Consider the following 21,827-nt stretch of genomic DNA (forward strand, 5'->3'; position numbering starts at 1 on the left):
CGGGGTGCGGGGTGCGGGGTGCGGGGTGCGGGGTGCGGGGTGCGGGGTGCGGGGTGCGGGGTGCGGGGTGCGGGGCGCGGGGCGCGGGGCGCGGGGCGCGGGGCGCGGGGCGCGGGGCGCGGGGCGCGGGGCGCAAGGCGCAAGGCGCAAGGCGCAAGGCGCAAGGCGCAAGGCGCAAGGCGCAAGGCGCAAGGCGCAAGGCGCAAGGCGCAAGGCGCAAGGCGCAGCGGCGATCATCCTGAGCCGCCCTCCACTTCCGCCACTCCGCACCCGCCGGGCACACTTACTCCCATGCGCGTACACCTGCTCGGTTCGTTCGAGATCCGCAACGGCGACGACGAACCCGTCGAGCTCCCCGGCGCACGCCTGCGCGCGCTCGTCGCCCGCCTCGCCCTCGAACCGGGCCGTGAAGTCACCGCCGACACCCTGCTCGACGCGATCTGGGAAGACGACGCGCCCTCCGCGAACGCACTGCAGGCCTTGGTGTCCCGGGTCCGGCGCGCCATCGGCGCCGACCGGCTCACGCGCGGCGCCGCCGGGTACCGCCTCGCCGTCGAACCCGGCGACGTAGACGTGAAGCGGTTCGAACGACTCTCCGAGACCGGCCGCAGGCAAGCCGACCTCACCGCGCTCCGCGAAGCCGAATCGCTCTGGCGCGGAGCGGCTCTCGCCGACCTCCGCCACCTCCGGTTCGCCGAGAACGAGGCGATCCGCCTGGAGCGCCTGCGAAACGAGACCACCCGCGAGCGCCTCGCCCTCGAGATCACCACTGGCGCCGACGTACTGGCCGAACTCGAACCCATCGCCGCAGCGAACCCGCTCGACGAGCGCTGGCAAGCACTCCTCATGCGCGCCCTCTACGCGACCGGCCGCCCCGCCGAGGCCCTCGACGCGTACGAACGCGCCCGCGAACACCTCGCCGACGAGCTCGGCGCCGACCCCTCCCCCGAGCTCGCCGACCTCCACCTGCAGATCCTCCGTCAGAGCGCGGCCCCGACCGCGCGGGCCGAGAAGCGCACCAACCTCAAAGCCCAGCTCACCAGTTTCGTCGGCCGCGAAGACGACCTGGACGCGCTCGCCACGGCGGTCGCCGCGTCCCGCCTGGTCACGGTCACCGGTCCCGGCGGAGCCGGCAAGACCCGGCTGGCGGTCGAAGCCGCCGCCACGCTGTCCAACGTTGCGCCCCAAGGTATCTGGCTGGTCGAGCTCGCCGCCGTGGGCGACGACTCCGACGTGGCGCCCGCCGTCCTGCGCGCCATCGGCGCCCGCGAGTCCGGGCTGCTGGAGCCGTCCGTGCACGACGCCGCGTCCCGCCTCGAGGAGTACTTCGCGGACCAGGACGCGCTCATCATCCTCGACAACTGCGAGCACCGCATCGACGCCGCCGCGCGCCTCGCCGCGCAGCTGCTCGGCGCCTGCCCCGGCCTGCGCCTCCTGGCCACCAGCCGCGAAGCCCTCGGGATCGGCGGCGAGCGGCTGTTCCCGATCCCGCCGCTGCCGGTCTCGGACGACCGTCCGGAAGCGAGCCCGGCGGTACGGCTCTTCTGCGAACGGGCAGCCGCCGTGCGCCCGGACTTCAAGCTCGACGCGACCAATGCTGAAGCGGTCGTGGAGATCTGCCGCCGCCTCGACGGCCTCCCCCTCGCGGTCGAGCTCGCCGCCGCCCGCATGCGGGCCCTCGACGCATCCCAGATCGCCTCACGCCTGGACGACCGGTTCGCGCTCCTCGCCGGGTCCGACCGGACCGCACCCGAGCGTCACCGCACGCTCGAAGGCGTCATCGCCTGGAGTTGGGAGCTGCTCTCCGATGCCGAACGGGCCCTTGCCATGCGCATGTCCGTCTACCCCGGCGGCGTCGGCCTCGACCGGGTCGACGACCTCGACGCACTCGCCGGCCTCGTCGACAAGTCCCTAGTGGAGCGAATGGGTGAGCGGTACCGGATGCTCGAGACCATCCGCACCTACGCCGAGGCGCAACTCGAGCCCGACCAGGCCGAGGCCGAACGGGACGTGATGGCCCACTACTGTCTCGACCTGGTCGAACGCGCCGACGACGAGATCCGGTCGGCCACCCAGTTGGAGGCGATGGCGGGCCTGGACGCCGAGCACGACAACATCCTCGCCGTCCTCGCCCGCTCGGTCGCCATCGGGCACAAGGAGACCGGCCTTCGCATGATCGCCGCCCTGTTCTGGTTCTGGCACTTGCGCGGGTTCCGCACCCAGCTCCAGCACTGGTACCCGGCGCTCTTGGAGCTTCCCGGCGAAGTCCCCGAACGGCTCGTGCCCGCCGTCAAGCTGCTCACCGGCATGGGCCAGTTCGAGTTCGGCGACGCCGAAGCGGCGACGCGGTCGATCGCCGAAGGCATCGCGCTGGGCCGCAACACGAACGGCCCGATCGCGGGACACTCGCTCCTGGCCATCGCGCCGGCGTTCCTCTCCGACCCGGCCGTCTCCGCCGACCGCGCCACCGCCGAAGGCTGGGAGCTCGGCGTCATCCTCCTCACCGAAGCCGCCTTCAACGAAGGCGGTACCGGCGCCGAGGGTCTTGACCAGATCGCTCGGGCCGAGGCGGAGTTCGCGAAGCTCGGCGAACGCTTCGGCCTCGCCTCGGCCCTGCGGATGCGCGCCGAATACTCTGCACGCCAAGGCGACCACGACGAGGCCAAGGACGCCCTCGCGCAGGCCGGGCGCCTCTTCGACGAACTCGGTACCGCAGCGGACGCCGCCGAGACCTACGCCGAGCTCGCCCTGTTCACCGCTCGCAGCGGCGCGCTCCTGGGCGGTGCCGAGGCGGTCGCGCAGGCCTGGGAGCCCATGCGTCTCAGCCTGGACCGGGCCGACGCCGAACGCACCCCGAGCACCACCGCGTACGTGCGCTGGTGCCGGGCCCAGATCCTGCTGAGCGCGGGCGATCGCGAGCAGGGCCTGGCCGAACTCGCCGCGGCCGAGCACGCCATCGGCGGCACCAGGGCGGACTCGCGCCTCCAGGTCTGGGGAGCCGCGCTGCGCGCGATCGTCGCGCTCGCCGACGGCGATGCGGCACTGGCGCACCGCCATTTCGATGCACTGACGGCCGAGGGCATCGCTGGGGCGGCGGACCCGAACCTGGCCGTCGCCGTCCGCGTCCGGGCGGCGGTCACCCTCGCGGAAGGGGACGCGGTCCATGCGGCGACCCTGCTCGGCGCGGCCCTGTCGCTGCTCGGCACTGAGGACCGCCGGGGCTACGACGCGGCGCTGCGAACGCTGGCTCGCACCCGTGAAGCACTGGGCGACAACGCGTTCGAAGCCCACTACGGCGCCGGCGCCACCCTCGACCGCGCCGCCGCCGTCGAACTACTGCTCGCGAACCCGTCGCAAAGCTGAGTTGCCGGATCATGCAACGGCCGGATCAGTTGCAGCCCGGGCCGCACTGATCCCATACTGCCCGGATCAGGCCGCGGCCCAGGGCCGCACTTCCACGACCGCACTCGTCGGCAACGGCCCGTACAAGTGCGGGTACTCCGGCGCGCCGGGCGCGGGCGCCTCGTAGCGGATCGGCACGTCGACCAGCTCGGTGTCGATGACCAGGACCACGAGCGGCCCGGGATGGTCGCCGTAGACGAGCGCGGCCACGGCTTCGAGCTGCTCGGGCAGCGAGCAGTGGATGAAGCCCTCCTCGGCGAGGGTCCTCCCGCGCGTCGACCCCTCGTACACGCCCGCGGCAAGCGCGGCCTCCCAGAGGCCCGGTTCGGTCAGGTGCAGCAGCTCGGTCATGCCCGCACGCTACCGCCAGGCCCGGCGCTGCACGGCGATCGGCCCCCCGCGTCGCGCGGGGCCGATCGGTCCTGCCTCTATGCCTTGCGGAAGTATTCGCGGGCCGGCCGCAGCGCCAGCAGGACCACGCCGAGGACGCAGCCGGCGGTGACCACCGCGAAGCGGACCCCTTCGAGGGCCGGGAGCCAGTCCGGATACGCGGCGAACGCGGCGTCGAGGATCGCGGCGGCGTCGAGTGACCGCACGGTCGCATCCCCGGAGGCGTCGAAGAGGGCCTGCACCTTGGCGGCGGCGGTCGCGTTGCTGGCCATGATGAGCGCGTTCCCGGCGAGCACGAGCGGCAGGACGATGAACGAGACGAGGCGCCCGATGCGCTTGCCCGCCAAGAGGATCACACCGACCAGCGCGATGGCGGCGGCGATGGCGAACGGGGCCCAGATCGCGACGCCGTGCTCGTCGAACGCGAGCCCGTTGGCCGCCAGCAGGGCCGGGTCCTGGCCCTGCCGGGCGGTCTCGGCCTCGGCCGCGGCCTGGACGTCGGCGCCGTAGAGCAGCCCGATGACCGGGATCGAGGCGAACGCGAGGGCGATCGCGAAGTGGAGCAGCGCGGCAATGGTGACGGCGGTGGGGCGGATGCGCTCGGCGGACATGGGAGTCTCCTTCGTTCGAGGGGTCTGCGGTCCGGGCCGTTCGTTCTCCGGGCCCGTGCCAGAACCTTCGCCGCCAACGCTGACGCCGTACTGACAGGCCGCTGACGAGCGTGAAGGTCGTTGTGCCGCTGAGCCTCTGGAGACGCCGCCGTCCGCGACCGGGAATCGGTCGCGGACGGCGGAAGAAGGATCGGGGTCAGTCGGCGTAGCGGACGGTGAGGTCCCCGACGCTGGTGTCGACCGAGATGACGTAGTCGGCGCGGCTGCCCGGGTCGGTGGCGATGTCGATGTCCTCGGTGCCGACGCCGGACTCGAATACCACGTCGTACGTGGTGCCGTCGTCGGGAACGATGATCTCGACGCTGCCGGTGCTGGTGATGACGTTGATGTCGCCGCGGACCTCCGCGAACTCGAGCCGGATGGAGCCGACGCTCGACTCGGCCCTGGTCTCGGTGGCGCGCAGGTTCTCGCCCTCGATGTCGCCGACGCTGGTCTCGACGTCGATCGCGCCGTCGAGGCCGTCCATCTCGATGTTCCCCACGGAGCTCTCGGCTTCGGCGGCGGCGCCGCTGGGCAGGGCGAGGGTGTAGTTGACCTCGCAGTCGTCGCCGTCCCAGAAGACGACGAGGCGCTCGTCGCATTCGCCCTCGGCGGAGAAGACGTCGCCGTTCCAGGACTCCTCGGGCTTCGGTTCCTCACCGCGCCAGCGGGTCTCGGTGTCGACGACGAGCGAGCCGTCAGCGGAGGCGTTGAGGTCGATCTGGCCGACCTCGACGGTGACGTCGACGCCCGAGGTGGTCTCGGTGTACGTCTCGCTGCGGTTCTCGGACTTCACGGGAGAGGCGGTGGACCAGATCCAGACGCCGGCGAATGCCACGGCTGCCAGGAGCACCAGGCCGGTGCAGGCGGCACCGACGATCCACCAGACGGTGCGGGCGGTGCGCTGAGTCTCGGTCTCCGGGGCGGGGGTCTGCTTCTCGGGGGTGTCGATCATGACCGGTCCTTCGTGTTGCCTTGCAGGAACTTGAGAATGGCGAGGACGCGGCGGTTGCCGCTGTCGCTGGGCGGGAGCCCGAGCTTGGTGAAGATGGCGTTGATGTGCTTGCTGACCGCGCCCTCGCTGAGGACGAGGACGGCGGCGATCCCGGCGTTCGAGCGGCCTTCCGCCATGTGCGACAGGACCTCCCGCTCCCTCGGGGTGAGGCGGTCGAGCTCGCTGCCGTTGCTGCGCACCAGGAGCTGGGAGACCACCTCGGGGTCGAGGGCGGTGCCGCCGTCCGCGACGCGCCGCAGCGAGTCGAGGAACTCGGCGACGTCCGCCACCCGGTCTTTGAGCAGGTAGCCGATGCCGCGCATCTGCCCGGTGAGCAGTTCGACGGCGTACCGCTCCTCGACGTACTGGGAGAGCATGAGGATCGCGAGGTCCGGGTACTGGCGACGCAGCACCAGTGCGGCGCGCACGCCCTCGTCGCTCTGGTCCGGCGGCATCCGCACGTCGGCCACGACCAGGTCGGGGCGGTCGCGCTCGACCGAGCGCAGGAGCGCTTCGGCGTCGCCCACGGTGTCGATGACCTCGATGCCGCCGACCTCCATGAGACGGGCCAGGCCCTCCCGCAGCAGGACCGAGTCTTCGGCGATCACGACGCGCATGGCAGCTCCACTTCGATGACGGTGGGGCCCCCGAGGGGGCTGGTGACCCGGAACGATCCGTCGACCGAGCGGACCCGGTCGGACAGGCCCTGGAGTCCGGTGCCGCCCTTGGAGTCCGCGCCGCCGCGACCGTCGTCGGCGATGCGCAGGCGCAACTCGCCGTCCTCCAGGTCCACTTCGACCGCTGCGTGCTCGGCCTCGGAGTGCCGGGCCACATTGGTCAGCGCTTCGGAGACGACGAAGTAGGCGACGGCTTCCACGTCGCGGGCGACGCGTCGGTCCATGTCGACCCGCAACCGCACCGGGATCGGCGAGCGGGCGGCGACCGCGGAGAGCGCCGCGTCCAGGCCGCGGTCCTCGAGCACGGCCGGGTGAAGACCGCGCACCAGGTCACGGAGGTCGGTGAGGACCTGCTTGGCCTCCTCATGGGCCTCCGCGATGGCGCGGGCGCCGCCCTCCGGGAGGTCGTCGAGGGTGGCGCGGGCGATCCCGAGGTTCATGGCGAGGGAGGTGAGCCGCTGCTGCGCACCGTCGTGGAGGTCCCGCTCGATGCGTCGCCGCTCCGCATCAGCAGCGTCCACAGTAGAGGTACGACTGGCGGCGAGATCGCTCACCCGCAGTTCGAGGGCCTCGGTCCGGCTGGTGCCCAGCAGGACCCGTGCCAGGAGCCCGTCGAGCGCGGCCAGGCCCTGCGTGATCCAGGGCGCCGCGATCGTCAGGACGATGCCCATGCCGCAGAGAATCCAGTGCCGCAGCTCCAGACCCGTGTCGCGGCCTAGCAGCGGCGCGAAGATCATGGCGGGGCCCATGGTCCACGCGGCGATCGCGATCGAGGCCGCCAGGAGGCCGTAGCACCCGGCGATCAGGTGGTAGGACAGCTGCCGCCACGTCCGCGGGCTCCGCACGAGTGCCAGCAGCGCCCGCGGGGCGAACGTCACCGGCTGCGCGAAAGGCCCTTCAGGCCATGTCGCTCCGAGGAACGCGGTGTGGCGGCTGCGCTGCACCACGGTGAGTCCGGCGCTCACGACGAGCAGGGTCCCGGCGGCGACGATCGGGAGCACGACGGTGACGAACCCGCCGACGCCGAGGAGTACGAGCGCGAAGATAGCGGTGCCGCCGAAGAGGCCGACCACCGCTCCGGTGACCAGATGCATGAGGGAGCGCCAGGTCGACCCCGCCCAGAAGGCCCGCACCGCTGCGCGGAGGGCTCTTCGCCAGGGGATCGGCGGCGCCGCTGAAATATCCATGCTTGAACAGTAGGTTCGCTCGCACCCTCGGCGCATTGCCGCTGGGACCCGATTTCAGGGTGAAGTTTTCTCCACCCCGTTCGCGGAGAAGGCCTCAGCCTTCGCAGCCGTCTTCGGCGCGCCGACGCAGAAAACGCTGTTCGGGAAGGCTCGCGGTCATCCGCGACGCCAGGAGGAACGCGTCCCGCGCAGCCTCACGGTCGCCCGCGCGGTCGAGCAGGAAGCCGCGCACCGCGTGGAAGCGGTGATGCCGGTCCAGTGATGGTTCCAACTGCCGCAACAGCTCCAGACCGACCTGGGGGTCTTCGCTCATGCCGAGCGCGACCGCGCGGTTCAGTGTGACGATAGGCGCGGGGTCGAGCCGATTCAGGATTCGGTACAGCACCGCGATCTGCTTCCAGTCGGTGTCGGCCGCATCGGAGGCCTCCACATGCAGGGCCGCAATGGCCGCCTGGAGCTGGTACGGGCCGAGCGCAGAGGACAGCATCGCGTCTTCCACCAGCCTGGTGCCCTCCGCGATCAAGTCGCGGTTCCACAGCGACCGATCCTGCTCCGCCAACGGGATCAGGGCCCCGTCAGGGGATTCTCGGGCCGCCGCGCGGGACTCGATGAGCAGCATCAGCGCCAGCAGGCCGGCCGCCTCACCGTCCCGGGGCACCACCTCGCGCAGCATCCGGGCCAACCGGATCGCCTCCGCGGCCAGGTCGCGGCGCTGCAGCCGCTCCCCCGCGCTGGCGGTATAGCCCTCGTTGAAGATCAGGTAGAGCACGCGCAGCACCGTGCGTATCCGCTGCGACCGCTCCTCCTCGGGTGGCGGGGCGAAGCGCGCTCCGACGAGTCTGGCCTTCGCGCGGCTGATGCGCGGACCCATCGTCGCCTCGGGGACCAGGAATGCCCGTGCGATCTCTGCGGTCGTCAGGCCGCCGACCGCCCGCAGCGTCAACGCCACCTGCGAAGCCGGCGTCAGCGCCGGATGGCAGCACAGGAACAGCAGTACCAGCGTGTCATCGTGCTCGGTCGCCTCGACGGCGAGCTCCCGCGCCGCGGCGAGCTCCTCCCTGCGCCGCCGCGCCTCGTCGCCGCGGATGCGGTCGACCATGCGGCGGGAGGCGACCCGGTAGAGCCAGCCGTTCGGATTGTCCGGCAGCCCTTCCACCGGCCACGCGCCGCTCGCTTCCAGTACGGCGTCCTGCACCGCGTCCTCGCAGGCCGCAAAGTCACCGTACCGGCGGGTCAACGCGCCGAGGACACGCGGCACTGCCGCGCGCAGCGCGTCCTCCACATCGCTCACATCTCCGACCCGGACTCGAACATCACCTGGCGCACCTCGATCCCGAGTCCGGGAATCCCCGCGTCCGGGATCTTCCTCGCCAGCTCGACGGCGCGTTCCTTGCTGTCGACGTCGACGAGGTAGTACCCGCCGATGAACTCCTTGGCCTCCACGAACGGGCCGTCGGTCGCGGTCGGCACCCCGTCGACGGACTTGACCGTGACGCTCGCGGACGGATCGGCGAGCGCCTGCGTACTGATCATCTCGCCGGAGGCGCTGATCTCCTTGATGAGATCGCCGTGCCCGGCGCCGATCGCGGCCTGCTCCTCCTCGGTCAGCGATGCGAGCACCGTCGGGTTGATGTTCATGATGAGCAGGAATTTCATGATGTCCTCCTTGTTGATTCCCCCCGAGTCGGAGCCACCGCCACGATTTTGACATCCGGCGGCCGCAAATCGTCGACTCCCGGTTCGACGGCGACTCGGCAACCGCAGAACGGAGCCACGAAATTCACCGACGCCGGACAGCGGGCCGCGCATGCTGTGCGATGCCGGCGTTCAGTCGGCGAGCCAACTCCGGAAACGGCGGACCAGCCACGGGTCCGCTTCGGGCGGATACGAGTCGACCAGGTACTGGGCCACGATCTTTGCCCTCAGTATTGCGACGACCATCAACCCGAGGGCGATCAGCCATGTCGCGGACAGCAGCACCAGCGTGGGCTGGACATTCCCCCGGGCGGTCCACGATGCCAGCACCGTCGGCATCGCCAGGATCACGAAGAGGGCCAGCCAGATGAGGAGCAGCACTCCTGCGCCCAGGACAAGCCAGCCCTTCCAGGCATCCCGGTTCCGGTCCTTCAGCGTTCGAATGACCCATGTCAACACCACCGCCACACCGAGGATCGACGGACCGCCGACGAAGGCCAACAGGTCCTCGGCCGTCTCGATGCTCGTCATGGCCTCGTAGGCAACAGGGCGGCCGGAAAGGTGTCCCCTACGACTACCTGCCAGGGTGATGCGCTCTCGCCGTGGATCACTTCGACGGCATGGCCGCCGCGCTCGGCGTACTCCACGAAGGCGTCCCTCCGGTCTTCGCCGGTGAAGGTGATGCGCGGCCCGGTGACCGATCCGCCCTTCGTCCTGCCGGGACTGCTCGCTCCAACGAGCGACCACTGCAGCTCGAGTTCGTCGGCATCGTCACTGTGCACGGCGAGCAGTGTCGTTCGCAGGGTGCGCGCCTGGGATGCGGTGACCCTGAAGAGCGCCTGGATCTCGTAGTCCTCGATGATTCGTTCGAGCTGTCGACTGATCTCGATCAGGATCTCCGAGCGCTCCGCAGTCAGGCTCGTGGGCACGGGGCCGGATTGCACGGTACGGGCAAATGCATTGTGCGCCATCGCGTCCAGATATGCCGAGGTCAATTTCGCAGCGTCCGAGCGCGCGCCCAGGCGGCGGGCGATGGTCGCTTGGAGGACGCGCTTCTCGGAATCCGACAGATCAGCCACAAGATCACGATACTTCCTAATACGGTCAGATCCATGTGAAGCTTTCAGAGCCCTGCATCCGAATTTCGGCCTGAAAACCGAGTCGGCCCATGCTGTACCCGTCGCCTGTCGGCGCCGTTCCACAACTGCGGGGGGAAGCGAGGTTCCAGTAGGGTGCGCATGTGGCCGAACCCCTCAGGTCCCGAATGCTCCCTGCCGCCCGGGTGCTCTTCGTCTTCGCGCTCGGCATCGTCTGGATCTGCACATTGGACGAGCTGGTGATGTCTGAGGCGGCGCTGTGCGTCGCCCCCGACTCGTCGGCGGGCTGCGCCGATTCGAATCACGCCTTGACGACTCGGAACGCACTGTGGCTCGGCCCGGTGTTCTTGGGAGGGCCGCTGATCGCCGCGGCCGCTTGGACGGCACTGACGCCGCGCGGCCGCCGGATGGCGCCGGCCTGCGTCCTGTTCGCGGTCATCGGGCTCTGCGCCGGTCCGACACTGTTCTTCGACGCCCACTTCGGCGCCGCCTCATGCGCCGCGGAGGTCGAGCGGTACTGCGGTTCGCGAACGCCGACCGCCAGCGCGCTCAAGGAGATCGCGGCATCGGTCGGCCTCGTGGGCGGGCCGGCGGCAATCGCGGCGATCGCCTACCGCTCAGGCAGGAGCAACCTCGGACGCATGTTCGTCGCTGCCGCGATCGCCGCGGCGGTGTTCGTCCTGATCAAGACCGCTGCTGCGATCGAATTCTGAGGACGACGCCCCGGCGACGGCGAGCGCCGCTACTCGATGCTCACACCTCGCTCGGCCATGAATTCGACCGGCGACACCGCATTCGCCGAAGTGGCGGGCGCGCTGCCGACGTGCGTCTCGAAATGCAGATGCGGGGCGCCGGAGTTCCCCGAACTCCCGAGGTATCCGATGACCTCCCCGGGCAGCACCACGTCGCCCACGGCTACCAGCGGCCGGCTCATCATGTGGCAGTAGCGGGTCACCGCATCGTCAGGGTGCTCGACGTCCACGTACCAGCCGCACCCCGACACCTCCGCCGCGCCGTCGACATCGCACGAGTAGTCCTGTTCCCCCAGTTGGGCATCGCACCGGACGCGCGCGACCACACCGGCGCTGGCGGCGACGATCTCGGCGCCCTTGCCGCCGTCCTCGGCGCCGATGTCGACGCCGTCGTGCCCGGGCCGGCCGGCGGTCCTGAACCCGCCCCAGAAGTCCCCGGTGGGAACCGGGTGGGTCCAAGCCCATTCGTCGCCGACCGGGACGCAGCGGGTGTGGTCGGTGAAGTGGCCGACGGCGCTCTCCGCATAGGCCTCCCACCGGGGGTAGGCGTCGGGGGAGGCCGAGCCCGGCACGGCCCGAGCGGCCTCGGCGGGCGTCATGTGCTCCCAGCCGTCGACGGCGACGAGCTCGTCATAGAACGCACGAGCGGCATCTTCGGGATCCATCAGGTCACTGACCGAACCCCAACCCGAACTCGGCGACCTCTGAAAGATTCCGAGGTCGTCTTGGTCGTCGCCAATCCTGTCGTGGTCGTATTCGAGACTCTCCTCGACGTTGAAGTTCGCGTAGTTGAGCAGTCGCGATTCCTGATAGGCGGTGATGAGACCCGCGATCGCCGCCTGGTCGCCGAGCCCGCGGTCGGCGGCGGCGAGATAGACGATGGTGGCGTTGTCGATCTGGGCCTCCTCCCATCCGGAGGTGCCGAAGACGGCCGAGCGCAGAGCGCCGGGGTCGGCGACAGTGCATGCGTACTCACCGCCGCCCGCGGTCGCGGTGCCGCTGTTCAGCCAGGACGTTCCCGTCCGGGGCGAGACCGGTCCGCCGACGACCGCCAGGACCAGCACGACCAAGGCTCCCGCCGCGGCGGGAAGCATCGTCATGACGAGGTTGCGAAGCGAGGCGTTCAAGGATCTCGCGCCTCCGAAGCTGCTCGTACTGACGCTACGACGCGGGTCCGAACCGAGTGCATCCGCATTCCGACATAGTCCGAGTCAACCTCAGATTTTAGGGCTTCGGCGAGTATCCCGCGTCCATAGCGGGACTTATCCTTGGCGAACACCCGGCACGAGGCCCACGGCACGCCCGCGCCGTTCCAGCGATGCCGGGACGGGGTCGGCCCCTCGCCGCCACTCGGCCGCGGCAACCGGCGCACTCCTCAGAGCACTCACCCGCGACTGCTAGCCCGCCGGCAAACCCAAAGGCCCCACCAGACCTGCACAACAAAACAGGCCGAACCCTTTGCAGGTTCGACCTGTTTCCGATGCCCTGAGACATCACATGGTCGGGTTGACAGGATTTGAACCTGCGACCCCCTCGTCCCGAACTATCGGCACGGGGGTTGATCTGCGCCATTCGCGATGCATTCTGGCCGATCACGGCCATCTGAGGCTCACTCGGACCAGGACGGTTGCTGTACTCGGTTGCTGTACTCCTCGGTCGCATGGCCGCGCCCAACCTCGGCACCCGGCACCCGGCACCCGGCACCCGGCACCCGGCGGAGAGTGTCGTACCCATCCGAGATCCTAGGAGGAGCAGGAGGCGGGGCGGCATGATAGGTGGTATATTTTCGGCTATGTTTTCGTATGAGACGTACGACCGGGTGATGGCGGGCCTCGGCGACAAGGTCGTCCAGGGGCTCCTCGAGGCGACGGACATGACGCGCGCCGACCTTCACCACAACCGGACCCAGGTTCCGGTTTTCGTCGCAGAGCAGTCAGAGGGCAACCTTGCGGGATGGATCCGAGACCGGCTCTGGCGGAACTGTGTTCGCGCCCTCGGCGAGGTCGAAGAGGTTGAGGCAATGGAGAAGGGCAACGCGTGCCATCTTCGCGTTAACGACAAATACCTCATTAGGGTCAAGCGCCACCATCCGAACGGTAAAATTGCCGCTCGCGAGCCTTTGGGACGCGGAAGAAGTTTCTGGGTGCAGGACACGGTTGCGCTACCGAACCTGCACGAAGTTCGACTTGCGGCTGGATACGAGTGGAAGCGTGACACGCGCCAGATTGGTGAGACTGTTATCTCGATGCGAGATGGCATCAATAAATTGGTTTGGTACTCTCGGTTGGCGTCAACAAATGAAATCCAGCTCCCAGGCTCGGTTCTGGTATTCCCCACCGATACTGTGAACGAGCCTATTGCGCCCACAATCGAATTCGGTGCTATTGAGGAGCAGGAGCGTGGGCAGGAGGAATCTTAAAAATGTCATACCTCGGTGAAGCACTCATTACCGCACGCCGAGCACTTGGATTGACGCAAGCGGAACTCGCTTCTGCTGCAGGAATCACTCAGGCTGCACTTTCGCGCTACGAAACTGATCAGCGCGTTCCAGAATCCGAGGTTCTCACCCGCCTAGCGAAGGCACTCAAGGTAACCGAACAGTTTCTTCAAAAATCTGGAGAGCTTCGAGGCGCCATGGCAATTGATGCCCATATGCGAAGGCATGCGACCGCTAAACCGGGCGTCTGGAAGCAGCTCGAAGCTAAACTTAATATGCATCGAATGCATGCGCGATACCTGGCGGAGGAAATTATAATCCGAGCAGGTCAGCATGTTCCGAAATTCGATCCGATTGAAGTCGAGCCGGACAAAGCGGCTCGACTTACTCGTATGCAATGGAAAATGCCGATTGGATCCGTGCGAGCACTCATCCAATGGCTCGAAGCAGCGGGCTGCATTGTCATTGAAGAAGACTTCGAAACCTCGCGCGTTTCAGGACTTTCCCAGTGGGTCGAAGATATTCCTGTCATTCTTATCAATTCCCGTATTCCTACTTGCCGAAAGAGACTGACCCTTGCCCACGAGCTTGGTCATCTCTGCTTGCACTCAGAATTCGTGACGCAAGATATGGAGTCTGAGGCAAATTCCTTTGCCGCAGAATTTCTAATGCCCGCCGAGATCATCAAGTACCAATTGAGACAGCTATCTGTAGGCAAGCTTATTGACCTGAAGAGAGAATGGGGAGTTTCGATGCAAGCACTGATCGAGCGCGCTCATGATCTCGACCAGATTACGGATCGCCAAAGAACCAACTTTTATAAGAATCTAAGTGCGCGAGGTTGGCGAACACAGGAGCCTATAAGCGATGAGCTTCCGCCCGAGCATCCAAGGCTCCCCCAAGCTATTGGAAACGCAATGAGGCAGCGCGGTCTCTCATCGAAGGAAATTTCTACAATGGTCGGTTTCTCAGAAGACGGCTCTCATCCATTCATTCCTACCGTTTCGGTTGAAACTCGCTCTCTTCGAGTTGTCAGATAGATCAAAGGGCGGGTTCATTGGCCGGGGGCGGGCGCGCGATACGCTCGCTCAAGCGACAGGGCGGGCCCGCAGGGATCGCCCGCAATCCGGCCTGGCCGCGCGCCCGCAGGGGTCCCCGGCCAAGGGTTCCGGCCGGAACTTTCATCCCATCCTCAAGGCGGTCTGTCTTAGTGGGCGCCGCCGCCGGCGTCGCCCGCAGTGCGAAGCGCGAGGACGCGCCGGCGGCGTGCGTGCGGCCCTCGGGCCGCCTTGAAGATGTATAGAAAGTTCTCACAGGGCCTCTTGGCCTGGGCTCCTGCCGTGGTGCGTCCGCCAACGGCGGTGCGCTGGGGTTCTTCCTCAAAGCGGTTCAGGCGTTATAGTGGCTGCACGTATGACTACCTATGATGAAGCTTTCGAGACATCGCGGGCGGCACTCCAAGAGGCATTGCCCCGCCGATGGGCACACGTCCAGGCGGTAGGCGCCAAAGCTCTTGCGGTCGGTCCTAAGATCCTTCCCGATCCGGATGCCGATGCACTCGCCATCGCAGCGATTCTGCATGACATCGGTTACGCCCCAAGCATTGTCGACACCGGCTTTCACCCGCTGGACGGTGCACGCTGGTTGCAACGCAATGGTGCGGATCCGCGCATCGTGAACCTCGTAGCCAACCACTCGTGTGCCTGCCTTGAGGCTGATGAGCGCGATCTTCGGGCGGAGCTGGATGAATTCCCGAATGAGAAGACCCTCACCACCGACGCACTGTTGTACTGCGACATGACAACCGGTCCGGATGGTCAAGACTTCGAGATCGAGGAACGGCTAGCGGAGATCAAGTCGCGCTACGGCCCTGAGCACCTGGTGTTCCGGTTCATCTCGCGGGCCGAGCCTTCGCTCATCGACGGGGTGCGAACGGTCCAGCGGGAACTGGGTCATCAGCCGATGTAGGGCTCACGCAGACCCTGGAACCCGTGTTTGATGCGCAGCCTCATTGAGGAGTTGATCCTCACTGAGGCTGTTTCTGCTTCGCTGAACCACTGAACTTTGAGGGATTCCTCGCTGGTTTGGATCTCGCCGCCAATCGGCACAGCCCGAAAGCAAAGCGAGAACTGTTGCCGCACTTCGCCATCGCTGTACTCCGCAAGGTGTCCGGGGTCCGTGTATATCCCGATGAGGCCGGTGATCTCGATGTCGAGACCGGTCTCCTCCTTCGCCTCGCGAACGGCGGTCTGGCTGATCGTCTCTCCGAAGTCGTGGGCGCCGCCTGGCATCGCCCAATCCCCGTTGTCGCTCCGCTGGATCAACACGATCCTTCCGGCCCCGTCTTCGATGAACGCTGTGGTCGACGGAACCACGCTATTCGGCTCGGGCGCGTTCGGATCGTTGATGTGGTCGACGCGGGTCATGGGCGCATCGTACCTTGTTGACCAGTCCAGATATTGACCGAATTTGCGTGAACCCGCTCGAAGCACTCGGTAAAGGTGCGGAACATGCCACCGCCTGGCAGCTCTTTCAAATGCATGACCGGAGCGTGGGAGGCGTAGCACCCGAGGACGTGGGTGTTCACCAGCATCTCCGAGTCACACCAATAGATGCTGTTGTACAGGGTGGTTTTATGGAAGCCGACCCAGATTCCCGGGGTGCCCTCCAGCTGCTGGTAGAACGGCAACACGGCCTCGATACGGCGCTGCATACCTTCGCCCACGCCTTCCTCCTCACCGCGGAGCTTGACCGCGTCTGAATTGGGCCTCCCCAGAAGAATCGAGACCTTCACGCCCTCAGCAGCCTTCGCTTTGAGAAGCGGCACCAAGCCAGCGTCGCCCTCGGGGAGGAACAGCCCAGCGTAGGCCAGGACTCCGATGTGCCGCGTCGCTTGCCTGAAGATCCGAGACCACAGCTCTGCTGGGACGTCGTTTCGCTTCGCGTAGGTGTGTACCAGCTCAGATTCACTGACCAGCTTCGCCTTCTGCTCCGGCAGGGCATCCGGCCAGAGGTAGTTCTCGCTCTGCTGCAACGCAAGAGCGACCGCCGCACGGGTCTTCGCGTATGGGTTGCGCCCCTTGGTGATCCAGCGTTCGACCGACTTCGGGTCGACTCCGATCGTCTGAGCAAGTTGAGTGGGGGTCATGCCCTGCGCATGGATCGCGCTCCGGAGCCGTTCGTTCATGCCGCTGTCCTTCACCTCTGAAGTAGGGACGTCTAGGGACGAGTCTAGCAAGGTTGAGACGTCCTGAGAAGTCCCATGAGGTGGTGAATGTGTCCTCTTTGAAGCCTCATTCTTGAGTCATCAGCCCGGATCACCTGGGTTGGGGCCCAAGCGGGTCAAGCAAACGACAAGGAAGAGGTAGGGCTATGAAGCTCAAGCTGGATGTCTCGGACGTGACTTTCATGGTGTCGCTGGCCCCCGTGGCCAAGGAGTACGACGGCAAGCACCAGACCGACAAGGACGGTTCGCTGAAGTGGACCACCGAACTCATCGCGCTCGGTTCGTCCGAGGACGAGGGTGCGTCGGTCATCAAGGTCGTCACCACCGGCGAGAAGCCGAACCTCCCGAAGGGGCAGCCGGTCTCGGTTGTCGACCTGGAGGCGGTCCCGTGGGTCTCCAAGCAGGGCACCCTCGGCACGGCGTACCGCGCCGCTGCGATCAACCTGGCGAAAGCCGGTAAGTAGTCACCCTGAGGCATACGCCTCTTGATCCCGAGAGGATCTGCCATGCACGACAACTTCCCGATGCGCGCATCAACAAACGTGCATCTCAACGAGGGAATGGGCCTGGAACCCAGCGTCCAGAGCTCCGGCACCGGAGTGATGACCGTTGGCACCTGGCGTGAGGACGGCTGGTTCCTGAACTTGTTCGGGTCACCCGCCAGTCTCCGCGAGCTCGCTGAGGCGCTGCACCAGCTCGCCGATGAAACCGAGCGGAACGTCAACCGTCAACGGACGCTTGACAACGCCCCGGCCAAGAGCCGAACCAAGTTCGTCCTGGAGGGCGAAGCCACCACCGAGATCAAACTCGCCGCTTAAGCGGCACTGGGGAACCGGTCCCAAGTCGACCAAAACCGTGACCGGTTCCCCGGTTTCCAACAAGCAACCATCCCTTGCCCCCAAGGGGGCGGAAAGGAGTGCTGCCATGCCTCGCAATGGTAGCAACCGTGCCAGCTCCGGGCGTTCCCGCTCGGGTGTTCGTGCTGGTCAGACCATCATCGATACCTTCGAGATCGACTCGGCGAAGCGCCGGGCCAAGATCGTGGGCATCCTCGCTGGCGTCTTCGCTGGCCTGGTCGCCTTCGCGATCGCTCTGACGGTCAAGGATGGCGCTGCGGCGTTCCTCCTGGCGGTCGTCGTCGCCTTTGCCACCGGCTTCGTCGCCGCTGGTCTGGTGCTGATCTGGCCGGGGCTGCGCATGGCGTGGCACTGGGCTGGAGAGCTGGTCGTCCTGGCCCTGGTGGTCGCCGTCTGGGCGTTGCTCAACGCTTGGGCGGGCCCGCTGGTCGCCCTTGGCGCGACGCTCCTGCTGATCGGTGTGCCGTGGCTGTTCCGCCCGGTGTGCCGGTTCCTGGTCCGTTGGGCCTGGTGCATGATCGTGCGCCACCGCATCCGTGTCGCCTGCGATGCCTTCATTGAGGGCAAGGGCGTTCGCGGTTCGGTGATGCCGCTGATCCTGTGGGCTCGTCCCACGGATTCCGGTGAGCGTGTGTGGCTGTGGCTGCGCGGTGACCTCACCTTGGACGATCTGCGGGACCGTCTCACCGAACTCGCTTCGGTGTGCTGGGCTCACGAGGCATCGGCCGAAATGGCCGGGTCGAAAGCGGCCTACGTGGTCGTGGACATCCGTCGTCGTGACGTCCTCGCTGAGGGCGTGGCCATGCCGGTCACCGAGATGCTCGAAGGCATCGATCCCGATTCCTACCCGGTCGAATACCGCCGGGTGGACGACTCCGAAGGCGTCGACCTGACACCGGAGTCGGTGAACGCCGAACTGGATGCCCTGCTGGGCAACAAGGGCGGTCGCAAACCGCGTCAGCGCAAGGCCGATGACGGCCAGACCACCGCACCCGATGAGAACCCGGACGAGGGCGACATGCCCGCCTGGGTCTAACCCAAAAAGCTCCGCAACTGGGGCTGCTCACGGTGGGAGCCGTGGAAGCCAACTAGGCCAAGTACCGGCTCCCACCAAGACTCACGCATCGATAGATGCACCGATTTCACTAAGGAGATTGCACGATGAACATCGCACTGGGACCGGTCATGTCGATCAAAGACCCCATCTACCTGGGCCGGTCGGCTTCGAACGAGGCCGTCAACGTCACCATGTACGGCAAGAACATGATGCTCAACGGCGAACCCGGTTCGGGCAAGTCGGGGCTGATGAACAACATGATCGCGCAGGTCTCACTGATGCCGGACGCGCGAATGCTCGGCTTCGACGCCAAGTTGGTCGAGCTGATGCCCTGGGCCGATGTCATGGACGTGTTCGTGGGCCCGGAAATGCGCAAGGCGCTCCAGACGATGCTGTGGATCCAGAAGCTCATGGACCGCCGCTACGACTGGATGTCGCGCAACCGGATCCGCAAGCTCGTCCCGTCGCCGGCCGAACCGGCGTGGGTGCTCTTCCTCGATGAGGTCGCGTACTACACCTCGGTCGCGGGAACCAAGGTCGAGCAGGAGCTGTTCTCCGCGCTCTTCCGTGACGTGGTTGCCCGGGGACGTGCAGCGGCGATCATCCCGATCATGGGCACGCAGCGTGCCTCGTTCGACATCCTGCCGACCGCACTGCGGGACCTGTTCGCCTACCGGTGGACCGGCCGCGCGACTACGCCCGGCTCCTCGGATGTCGCCCTCGGGGCCGGTTGGGCCGAGGCGGGCTACAACGCCATGAGCCTGGACCCCAAGAAGCCCGGGGACTCCTTCCTCCTCGCCGAGGGCAATGCGCCGCAACGGATGCGGGCGGCCTGGATGACCGACGAAGAGATTCAGACTGTCGCGGCCTTCGCTGCGCAGCTTCGGGGCCACAGGGCCTCTGCCTAGAGCGAGTGCCGTCAGCGCCAACCAATGTCAACGAGCAGTTGACGGCACTCCAGGGCGAACGGTTCACCCGGGGTTCGATTCCCCGGCGTCCACGACGCAAGGAATTCCCAGCACCAATCGCACACGGGCTAGTACTGCGTCCTGCTGATGAGGCATTGAGAACAAAGGAAAGAGGGCAAGAAATGAAGCACCTCAAAGTGACGCACGACGGTGAGGACAAGAACGTCAATCACTACGTCACCACTGACGAGAACGCCGCAGCCGTCATTGCGGACTTCAAGGAAGGCGACATGATCGCCATCGACAACCACACCTTCCGGGGTGACGAAACGGTCAAGGACTCGACCACGCTCATCCGGGTGCACCGGATTGTGGAAATCGAGATCAAGAACAGGTAAGCCGTAGCGGCTTACTGGTAGAGCGATCGGCAATCTTCGGGGTTCGAGGCCCCGACGCTCACGCAGCAATAACCACGAATGACACAGAGAGGAGGAGTGTGCATTGTTCCGGACCGAATTCGATGACCCTGAAGGCATCCGCCACGGCGGATTGCCGACGTTCAACTACCGCTGCGCGCCGGTCGGACTGTACACCCGCCGACAACTCGCCGCTGAAGGTCTTACGCCTGGGCGGCAACCCATCGCAGGCCAGATCTTCTGGCGTCGCGGTAACCGAGTCGCCTACCTCTATAGGCGTGACCTGGCCGTGCCCAAGCGCCCGGCTACCGACGCCCAACTGCGGGCCCTGATGAAAGCGTGGGTCGCTCTGTCGACCTGCCCGTCATGCCAGACGGAATACGGCTACTACATCCCCAAGCGCTACGGCGAATGCCTCGCCTGCTTCGAAGGCGGCACGCGATGACCGATCTCCTCGCCGCGTTCGCCATCTTCCGCGAAGCGATGCCACTGCATCGCGTCAAGCAGATCGACTCGCTTCCCCCGTGGGAGCCCGATCTTTCCCGCATGCGGTTCCTCTGCGTCATCTGCGACGTGCACATGACCGGAACCCAACTCGCCGACGACGACCGGCACCTCCTCGTATCCCTGCCCTTCGAGGGCTGGGAAATGCGGGCGTGCGAGGTCTGCGGCGAAGAGACCGTGCCAACGGTCGAGCACTCCAAGAAATGCGACTACTGCACCGGCGTGCAGTGGCAGAAGTCAAGGAGCCAGAAATGAAACTCGAAGACGGCGTGCAAACCGTCATCATGCTGTCCATGGGTGTGGCCGCTGGCGCGGTCTCCTTCACCCACGTCCACGACGCCACCGTCGCGGCCGGTCAACCCTCCTGGGTCGGCTGGGTCAACGCGGTGACCATCGAACTGATGGTGATCGCCCTCGGTCTCGAGGTGCGACGCCGCCGCCGCAACGGCGGCCACAAGGTCAAGTCCGTGATGGCGATGATGATGTTCTTCATCGCTCTCTCGCTTGGGGCCCAAGTCCTCGACGCCGAACCGACCGTTGTCGGCTGGCTCGCCGCTTCGGCCTCGGCCCTGGGGTTCTTGACCTTGGTCAAGGTCGTGCTCTCGCGGCCCGCTGAGGCACAACCGGCCGAATCGCCGGTGGCCTCATTTGCGGAACCGGATTGGACGGAGTCGGCCCCGGTCGCCTCCTCGGATCCGATCGACGTTCCGAGCCTCCAAGCCGAGCGCTCTGCCGTCACCGCTGAGCCTGCTCAGCCGGACTGGGCCAACGCCTTCGCCAACCTCGGCAACGGGGACCGGTGATCGCGATGGTCGAGAATCGCGAGTTCAACGCCTTCGCCAAGCGGATCATCCGCGCCTATGGGCGCCGGGTCGCTGAGGGTGACGTGGACGCACTCCCCGAGCTCCTTGAGCTCTCCGCCTCACTCGATGAGGCCATCACCAACGCCGTCAAGGGCCTTCGCGCCTTTGGCTACTCCTGGGCTGAGATCGCCGAACGTATCGGCATGTCCAGGCAGGCCGCCCAGCAGCGCTGGGGCAAGGCCATCCCCGATCAACGGGACACCGAAACCAACACCTGACGCCGAGGGCGCGGACAAACTTCCACATCCGCCGCGCCCCGGCTCCAAACCACCTGACAACCGTTCCGATTGAAAGGCGAAACCAGTATGACAACTCAGGAGCCTGTCCTGGCTTACCACTGGCGAAAGCTCATCTTCGGTGACCTCACCGGGCAGCCGTCCGAATGCCAGTTCCCCGAACCGATCGAACCGCCGCGACTCGGCGACGAAGTGTTCTACAAGGTCTACAAGTGCGCTGAGTGCGGCATGGTCCTCCACATCAATGGCGGCGACCTCGACCAACGCCACACCCTCGACATCATCTTGGTGGTCTGTGGCCACTGCTCCCATCCCGAGATCGTTCGAGATCTCTCCTACCCCGAGTACCTCTGCCGTTGCTTCGGCTGGGTCTACCTCGACGACGAGGACTAACCAACGCCCTGCCCCGGCCGCTCCTGATTACGCACGAGCCGCCCGGGCAGGGCCCCAATACGACTGCCCGCATCTGGAAGGAGGAC

General features: G+C 66.7%; 27 protein-coding genes. 15 read left to right on the plus strand and 12 right to left on the minus strand.

Annotated features, from left to right (window positions below):
• The first annotated feature begins 291 nt into the window (after positions 1 to 291).
• A complete protein-coding gene (locus O2L52_RS21455) occupies positions 292 to 3,363 on the plus strand; it encodes a BTAD domain-containing putative transcriptional regulator (RefSeq protein WP_270118121.1) in 3,072 nt (1,023 codons plus the stop codon).
• Between the two features lie 66 nt (positions 3,364 to 3,429).
• On the opposite strand, the gene O2L52_RS21460 is transcribed toward O2L52_RS21455, so the two are convergent.
• The 9 genes from O2L52_RS21460 to O2L52_RS21500 form a co-directional block, all read right to left on the minus strand.
• Positions 3,430 to 3,753 (minus strand): DUF952 domain-containing protein, encoded by a 324-nt coding sequence (locus tag O2L52_RS21460; RefSeq protein WP_270118122.1) that lies wholly within the window; start codon positions 3,751 to 3,753, stop codon positions 3,430 to 3,432.
• Positions 3,754 to 3,830: 77 nt separating this feature from the next.
• Positions 3,831 to 4,403: a hypothetical protein gene (locus O2L52_RS21465; RefSeq protein WP_270118123.1), complete on the minus strand. Its 573-nt coding sequence runs from the start codon at positions 4,401 to 4,403 to the stop codon at positions 3,831 to 3,833.
• A 196-nt stretch (positions 4,404 to 4,599) separates the two neighbouring features.
• Positions 4,600 to 5,397 carry a DUF4097 family beta strand repeat-containing protein gene (locus tag O2L52_RS21470; RefSeq protein ID WP_270118124.1) on the minus strand — a complete coding sequence of 266 codons (798 nt, stop codon included), beginning with the start codon at positions 5,395 to 5,397 and terminating at the stop codon, positions 4,600 to 4,602.
• Positions 5,394 to 6,053, minus strand: coding sequence for a response regulator transcription factor (locus tag O2L52_RS21475; protein WP_270118125.1), 660 nt, complete (start codon positions 6,051 to 6,053; stop codon positions 5,394 to 5,396). The genes O2L52_RS21470 and O2L52_RS21475 overlap by 4 nt, the downstream gene beginning before the upstream one ends.
• Positions 6,041 to 7,300, minus strand: a complete 1,260-nt coding sequence (locus O2L52_RS21480; protein ID WP_270118126.1) for a sensor histidine kinase — start codon at positions 7,298 to 7,300, stop codon at positions 6,041 to 6,043. The genes O2L52_RS21475 and O2L52_RS21480 overlap by 13 nt, the downstream gene beginning before the upstream one ends.
• Positions 7,301 to 7,394: 94 nt before the next feature.
• Positions 7,395 to 8,591 carry an RNA polymerase sigma factor gene (locus O2L52_RS21485; RefSeq protein ID WP_270118128.1) on the minus strand — a complete coding sequence of 399 codons (1,197 nt, stop codon included), beginning with the start codon at positions 8,589 to 8,591 and terminating at the stop codon, positions 7,395 to 7,397.
• Positions 8,588 to 8,956: a YciI family protein gene (locus O2L52_RS21490; protein ID WP_270118129.1), complete on the minus strand. Its 369-nt coding sequence runs from the start codon at positions 8,954 to 8,956 to the stop codon at positions 8,588 to 8,590. Before O2L52_RS21490 ends, O2L52_RS21485 begins: the two co-directional genes overlap by 4 nt.
• A gap of 171 nt (positions 8,957 to 9,127) precedes the next feature.
• Positions 9,128 to 9,526 carry a hypothetical protein gene (locus tag O2L52_RS21495; RefSeq protein WP_270118130.1) on the minus strand — a complete coding sequence of 133 codons (399 nt, stop codon included), beginning with the start codon at positions 9,524 to 9,526 and terminating at the stop codon, positions 9,128 to 9,130.
• A complete protein-coding gene (locus O2L52_RS21500; RefSeq protein ID WP_270118132.1) occupies positions 9,523 to 10,074 on the minus strand; it encodes a hypothetical protein in 552 nt (183 codons plus the stop codon). Before O2L52_RS21500 ends, O2L52_RS21495 begins: the two co-directional genes overlap by 4 nt.
• A 161-nt stretch (positions 10,075 to 10,235) precedes the next feature.
• On the opposite strand from O2L52_RS21500, the gene O2L52_RS21505 reads away from it, so the two are divergent.
• Positions 10,236 to 10,805, plus strand: coding sequence for a hypothetical protein (locus O2L52_RS21505; protein ID WP_270118134.1), 570 nt, complete (start codon positions 10,236 to 10,238; stop codon positions 10,803 to 10,805).
• Positions 10,806 to 10,834: 29 nt separating this feature from the next.
• Here the strand turns inward: O2L52_RS21505 and O2L52_RS21510 are convergent, their stop codons facing one another.
• Positions 10,835 to 11,971: a M23 family metallopeptidase gene (locus tag O2L52_RS21510; RefSeq protein WP_270118136.1), complete on the minus strand. Its 1,137-nt coding sequence runs from the start codon at positions 11,969 to 11,971 to the stop codon at positions 10,835 to 10,837.
• Between the two features lie 665 nt (positions 11,972 to 12,636).
• Here O2L52_RS21510 and O2L52_RS21515 point away from each other — a divergent pair.
• The 3 genes from O2L52_RS21515 to O2L52_RS21525 all read left to right on the plus strand — a co-directional run bounded on the left by O2L52_RS21515 (position 12,637) and on the right by O2L52_RS21525 (position 15,249).
• Entirely contained in the window at positions 12,637 to 13,263 is a 627-nt protein-coding gene (locus O2L52_RS21515) for a hypothetical protein (protein WP_270118137.1), read from the plus strand.
• Between the two features lie 2 nt (positions 13,264 to 13,265).
• Positions 13,266 to 14,321, plus strand: a complete 1,056-nt coding sequence (locus tag O2L52_RS21520) for a helix-turn-helix domain-containing protein (protein WP_270118139.1) — start codon at positions 13,266 to 13,268, stop codon at positions 14,319 to 14,321.
• A gap of 373 nt (positions 14,322 to 14,694) precedes the next feature.
• Positions 14,695 to 15,249 (plus strand): HD domain-containing protein, encoded by a 555-nt coding sequence (locus O2L52_RS21525; protein WP_270118141.1) that lies wholly within the window; start codon positions 14,695 to 14,697, stop codon positions 15,247 to 15,249.
• Here O2L52_RS21525 and O2L52_RS21530 read toward each other — a convergent pair.
• A complete protein-coding gene (locus tag O2L52_RS21530; protein ID WP_270118142.1) occupies positions 15,237 to 15,707 on the minus strand; it encodes an NUDIX domain-containing protein in 471 nt (156 codons plus the stop codon). The two genes, O2L52_RS21525 and O2L52_RS21530, sit on opposite strands and share 13 nt — an antisense overlap.
• A complete protein-coding gene (locus O2L52_RS21535; RefSeq protein ID WP_270118143.1) occupies positions 15,704 to 16,468 on the minus strand; it encodes a helix-turn-helix domain-containing protein in 765 nt (254 codons plus the stop codon). Before O2L52_RS21535 ends, O2L52_RS21530 begins: the two co-directional genes overlap by 4 nt.
• A gap of 185 nt (positions 16,469 to 16,653) precedes the next feature.
• Here O2L52_RS21535 and O2L52_RS21540 point away from each other — a divergent pair, with 185 nt between their 5' ends.
• The 10 genes from O2L52_RS21540 (at position 16,654) to O2L52_RS21585 (ending at position 21,741) form a co-directional block, all read left to right on the plus strand.
• Positions 16,654 to 16,971 carry a hypothetical protein gene (locus tag O2L52_RS21540; protein ID WP_270118144.1) on the plus strand — a complete coding sequence of 106 codons (318 nt, stop codon included), beginning with the start codon at positions 16,654 to 16,656 and terminating at the stop codon, positions 16,969 to 16,971.
• Between the two features lie 42 nt (positions 16,972 to 17,013).
• A complete protein-coding gene (locus O2L52_RS21545) occupies positions 17,014 to 17,325 on the plus strand; it encodes a hypothetical protein (RefSeq protein WP_270118145.1) in 312 nt (103 codons plus the stop codon).
• Between the two features lie 106 nt (positions 17,326 to 17,431).
• Entirely contained in the window at positions 17,432 to 18,400 is a 969-nt protein-coding gene (locus tag O2L52_RS21550) for a DUF1295 domain-containing protein (protein ID WP_270118146.1), read from the plus strand.
• Between the two features lie 125 nt (positions 18,401 to 18,525).
• Positions 18,526 to 19,329 carry an FtsK/SpoIIIE domain-containing protein gene (locus O2L52_RS21555; protein WP_270118148.1) on the plus strand — a complete coding sequence of 268 codons (804 nt, stop codon included), beginning with the start codon at positions 18,526 to 18,528 and terminating at the stop codon, positions 19,327 to 19,329.
• Between the two features lie 182 nt (positions 19,330 to 19,511).
• A complete protein-coding gene (locus O2L52_RS21560; RefSeq protein WP_270118150.1) occupies positions 19,512 to 19,727 on the plus strand; it encodes a hypothetical protein in 216 nt (71 codons plus the stop codon).
• A 103-nt stretch (positions 19,728 to 19,830) separates the two neighbouring features.
• On the plus strand, positions 19,831 to 20,190 hold the full coding sequence (locus tag O2L52_RS21565) for an RRQRL motif-containing zinc-binding protein (RefSeq protein WP_270118151.1): 360 nt from the start codon (positions 19,831 to 19,833) through the stop codon (positions 20,188 to 20,190).
• On the plus strand, positions 20,187 to 20,504 hold the full coding sequence (locus tag O2L52_RS21570) for a hypothetical protein (protein WP_270118152.1): 318 nt from the start codon (positions 20,187 to 20,189) through the stop codon (positions 20,502 to 20,504). The genes O2L52_RS21565 and O2L52_RS21570 overlap by 4 nt, the downstream gene beginning before the upstream one ends.
• On the plus strand, positions 20,501 to 21,052 hold the full coding sequence (locus O2L52_RS21575; protein WP_270118154.1) for a DUF2637 domain-containing protein: 552 nt from the start codon (positions 20,501 to 20,503) through the stop codon (positions 21,050 to 21,052). Before O2L52_RS21570 ends, O2L52_RS21575 begins: the two co-directional genes overlap by 4 nt.
• A gap of 5 nt (positions 21,053 to 21,057) precedes the next feature.
• Complete coding sequence (locus O2L52_RS21580; protein WP_270118242.1) at positions 21,058 to 21,330, plus strand: ECF-type sigma factor; 273 nt, start codon at positions 21,058 to 21,060, stop codon at positions 21,328 to 21,330.
• Between the two features lie 87 nt (positions 21,331 to 21,417).
• Positions 21,418 to 21,741 (plus strand): hypothetical protein, encoded by a 324-nt coding sequence (locus O2L52_RS21585; protein WP_270118155.1) that lies wholly within the window; start codon positions 21,418 to 21,420, stop codon positions 21,739 to 21,741.
• Positions 21,742 to 21,827 lie beyond the last annotated feature (86 nt).

Origin of the sequence: Glycomyces algeriensis (assembly GCF_027622855.1) — a bacterium.
In the GTDB taxonomy this organism is placed as follows: domain Bacteria; phylum Actinomycetota; class Actinomycetes; order Mycobacteriales; family Micromonosporaceae; genus Glycomyces; species Glycomyces algeriensis.

What these genes read in the sequence shown, in the direction of transcription:
- O2L52_RS21455 (WP_270118121.1), top strand. Translation starts at nt 292, where the DNA reads ATGCGCGTACACCTGCTCGGTTCGTTCGAGATCCGCAACGGCGACGAC.
- O2L52_RS21460 (WP_270118122.1), bottom strand. Translation starts at nt 3,753, where the DNA reads ATGACCGAGCTGCTGCACCTGACCGAACCGGGCCTCTGGGAGGCCGCG.
- O2L52_RS21465 (WP_270118123.1), bottom strand. Translation starts at nt 4,403, where the DNA reads ATGTCCGCCGAGCGCATCCGCCCCACCGCCGTCACCATTGCCGCGCTG.
- O2L52_RS21470 (WP_270118124.1), bottom strand. Translation starts at nt 5,397, where the DNA reads ATGATCGACACCCCCGAGAAGCAGACCCCCGCCCCGGAGACCGAGACT.
- O2L52_RS21475 (WP_270118125.1), bottom strand. Translation starts at nt 6,053, where the DNA reads ATGCGCGTCGTGATCGCCGAAGACTCGGTCCTGCTGCGGGAGGGCCTG.
- O2L52_RS21480 (WP_270118126.1), bottom strand. Translation starts at nt 7,300, where the DNA reads ATGGATATTTCAGCGGCGCCGCCGATCCCCTGGCGAAGAGCCCTCCGC.
- O2L52_RS21490 (WP_270118129.1), bottom strand. Translation starts at nt 8,956, where the DNA reads ATGAAATTCCTGCTCATCATGAACATCAACCCGACGGTGCTCGCATCG.
- O2L52_RS21495 (WP_270118130.1), bottom strand. Translation starts at nt 9,526, where the DNA reads ATGACGAGCATCGAGACGGCCGAGGACCTGTTGGCCTTCGTCGGCGGT.
- O2L52_RS21515 (WP_270118137.1), top strand. Translation starts at nt 12,637, where the DNA reads ATGTTTTCGTATGAGACGTACGACCGGGTGATGGCGGGCCTCGGCGAC.
- O2L52_RS21520 (WP_270118139.1), top strand. Translation starts at nt 13,266, where the DNA reads ATGTCATACCTCGGTGAAGCACTCATTACCGCACGCCGAGCACTTGGA.
- O2L52_RS21525 (WP_270118141.1), top strand. Translation starts at nt 14,695, where the DNA reads ATGACTACCTATGATGAAGCTTTCGAGACATCGCGGGCGGCACTCCAA.
- O2L52_RS21530 (WP_270118142.1), bottom strand. Translation starts at nt 15,707, where the DNA reads ATGACCCGCGTCGACCACATCAACGATCCGAACGCGCCCGAGCCGAAT.
- O2L52_RS21535 (WP_270118143.1), bottom strand. Translation starts at nt 16,468, where the DNA reads ATGAACGAACGGCTCCGGAGCGCGATCCATGCGCAGGGCATGACCCCC.
- O2L52_RS21540 (WP_270118144.1), top strand. Translation starts at nt 16,654, where the DNA reads ATGAAGCTCAAGCTGGATGTCTCGGACGTGACTTTCATGGTGTCGCTG.
- O2L52_RS21545 (WP_270118145.1), top strand. Translation starts at nt 17,014, where the DNA reads ATGCACGACAACTTCCCGATGCGCGCATCAACAAACGTGCATCTCAAC.
- O2L52_RS21550 (WP_270118146.1), top strand. Translation starts at nt 17,432, where the DNA reads ATGCCTCGCAATGGTAGCAACCGTGCCAGCTCCGGGCGTTCCCGCTCG.
- O2L52_RS21555 (WP_270118148.1), top strand. Translation starts at nt 18,526, where the DNA reads ATGAACATCGCACTGGGACCGGTCATGTCGATCAAAGACCCCATCTAC.
- O2L52_RS21560 (WP_270118150.1), top strand. Translation starts at nt 19,512, where the DNA reads ATGAAGCACCTCAAAGTGACGCACGACGGTGAGGACAAGAACGTCAAT.
- O2L52_RS21570 (WP_270118152.1), top strand. Translation starts at nt 20,187, where the DNA reads ATGACCGATCTCCTCGCCGCGTTCGCCATCTTCCGCGAAGCGATGCCA.
- O2L52_RS21575 (WP_270118154.1), top strand. Translation starts at nt 20,501, where the DNA reads ATGAAACTCGAAGACGGCGTGCAAACCGTCATCATGCTGTCCATGGGT.
- O2L52_RS21580 (WP_270118242.1), top strand. Translation starts at nt 21,058, where the DNA reads ATGGTCGAGAATCGCGAGTTCAACGCCTTCGCCAAGCGGATCATCCGC.
- O2L52_RS21585 (WP_270118155.1), top strand. Translation starts at nt 21,418, where the DNA reads ATGACAACTCAGGAGCCTGTCCTGGCTTACCACTGGCGAAAGCTCATC.